Below are 1,949 nucleotides of genomic sequence, written 5' to 3'. Positions count from 1 at the left end.
GGTGGTGGTGACGCTGCTGATGTCGTCGTCTTCAAGCGCGACGATGATCGTCTCGGCACCGTTGGCGCCCTGCAAGCGCAGGATGCGGCGGTTCTGGACGCTGCGCCATCCCACCGCGACGATGATCGCGAAGACGCCGAGGCCCAGGATGATTGCCATGATGCTTGATGAAGACTCGGTCATTTGAAAAACTCCTGATGATCATACGTTTCGGCGCAGTAGCGCCTGAAGGTTAAGGTGCCGCCTTGTCGCTCATGCCGCCGCGGCGTGATGGTGCATCCGCAGGACTTGGCCGTGTCCGGTGTCCGGCCCGGTTGCGGCGGCGAGGGGAGGGGTGAATCGCATCAGCCATTCCACCAGCCTTCGGCCATCCATCGGCTCGGCGATCAGAAAGCCCTGGGCGTCGTCGCAGCCGATGCCGCGCAGCAGCTCCAGGGTCTCGACGTCCTCGACGCCCTCCGCGGTGGCGACCAGCCCCATGCCATGCGCAAGATCGATCACCGCCTTGACGATCAGCCGCGCCTCCTCCGAGGCGGCGAGGTCCTTCACGAAGCACTGGTCGATCTTGATCTCGGAATAAGGAAGCTGCCTGAGCTGCAGCAGCGACGAATAGCCGGTGCCGAAATCGTCGAGCGAAACCTGGATGCCCTTGATTCGGAAGCGGGTGAGGGTGTCGAGCAGGCGCATCACGTTCTGGGTCGCGCTTTCCGTCACCTCCACCGTCAGAAACTCGCAAGGCATGCCCTCGGCCATGCAAAGCCGCTGAATGTGATCGGGCAGAAACAGATCGCGCAGGTTGAGCGCGGAGACGTTGACGGACAGGTGCGTCTGCGAGCCCTGCTCCCGCCATTCGGCCCACTGCCGTACCGCCGTTTCCAGCACCCACTGCGTGAGCGCATCGATCAGCCCGCAGCTTTCGGCTACGGGCACGAACTCAGCCGGGGAGACGACGCCGAGCTCCGCGTCGTCCCAGCGGGCGACCGCCTCGACGCCGGTTACCGTTCCGGTGCCCAGGTGCATCTTGGGCTGATAGGCTAGGGACAAGCCGCCCCGGCCCAGCGCAAGCTGCAGGCGCGTCGCGACCTTATGCTCCCAGGCAGACGCGGCTGTCATGGCGGCTCCCTTCTTTGGCGGCGAGCAGATGATTGGCGCCGGCAAGCGCCCCCTCCAGATCGCGGACGAAAACGGGCTTGGTGAGCGTGCCGCCCATGTTCAGGCCAAGGCCCTCTCCCAGGCGTTGCGCCGCTTCCAGGACGCGGCGGTCGAAGCCGCTGACGATGAAGATCACGGATGTGGAGCCTTGCTCGGCAAGGAACCTCAGCAGCTCGACGCCGTCGCCGCCGGGGAGGGAGAGATCCAGCAACACGATGTCGGCGCGCTCGAGCGCGTATTGCGCGCGAAAGGCGGCGGCATTGATCGTGAATCTGGCCCGATAGCCGCATTCTTCCGCAACGTGCGCGATCATCCGCGCGACAATGGGCTCATCGTCGATCACCAGGATCGAAGGCTCCGGGTTTCTTGCCCGAAGGAAGGCGTCGGCGCGCAGGTGTTCCGGCACCGCGGCTTCGCTTATGCTCAAGTCAATTGCGGATGAATGCATCTCACGCTCCCCGAAGCCCGATACCCGTAATGTTGCGAGCAGTACATCAACTGGCCGCAATAACGTGCAGTGGAGTTCAGAGGTTCCGCGATGCCAACTTACATGTAAGTGTTTTGTATTAACATGTTATTAAGGATGCTATTATACTTATCGTTTACTTGCTGCGCCTTGTCATCGCCAATCCTATAGTTCAGCGGCCCTGCTGGCACTGAGGATCGCGGCAACCCGGTTCGCGCAGTCGCGCAGGTTGGCGAGGACGGCCGCCGTGGAAAGCTGCCGGGGCGCGGGGTCGATCGCGCACAAGGTGCCGAAGAAGCTGCCGTCGGCGAGAAACACCGGAAACGAGGCA

The 1,949-nt window shown here is 63.2% G+C and carries 3 protein-coding genes; all 3 read right to left on the bottom strand.

The window, feature by feature from the left end:
* On the bottom strand, positions 1 to 183 hold a 183-nt coding region (locus VF617_RS02740), incomplete at its 3' end, for a hypothetical protein (protein WP_331013328.1).
* 69 nt (positions 184 to 252) lie between these two features.
* Positions 253 to 1,113: an EAL domain-containing protein gene (locus VF617_RS02735; RefSeq protein WP_331013327.1), complete on the bottom strand. Its 861-nt coding sequence runs from the start codon at positions 1,111 to 1,113 to the stop codon at positions 253 to 255.
* Positions 1,085 to 1,558: a response regulator gene (locus VF617_RS02730; protein WP_331013326.1), complete on the bottom strand. Its 474-nt coding sequence runs from the start codon at positions 1,556 to 1,558 to the stop codon at positions 1,085 to 1,087. The genes VF617_RS02735 and VF617_RS02730 overlap by 29 nt, the downstream gene beginning before the upstream one ends.
* Positions 1,559 to 1,949: the final 391 nt, after the last annotated feature.

Source organism: Sphingomonas sp., assembly GCF_036388215.1.
In the GTDB taxonomy this organism is placed as follows: domain Bacteria; phylum Pseudomonadota; class Alphaproteobacteria; order Sphingomonadales; family Sphingomonadaceae; genus Sphingomonas.
Note: the sequence above shows the minus strand (reverse complement) of the source record. Positions and strands in the feature narration are given on the sequence as shown.

Excerpts from the sequence above, each read along its gene's own strand:
- VF617_RS02735 (WP_331013327.1), bottom strand. The coding sequence starts at position 1,113 with ATGACAGCCGCGTCTGCCTGGGAGCATAAGGTCGCGACGCGCCTGCAG.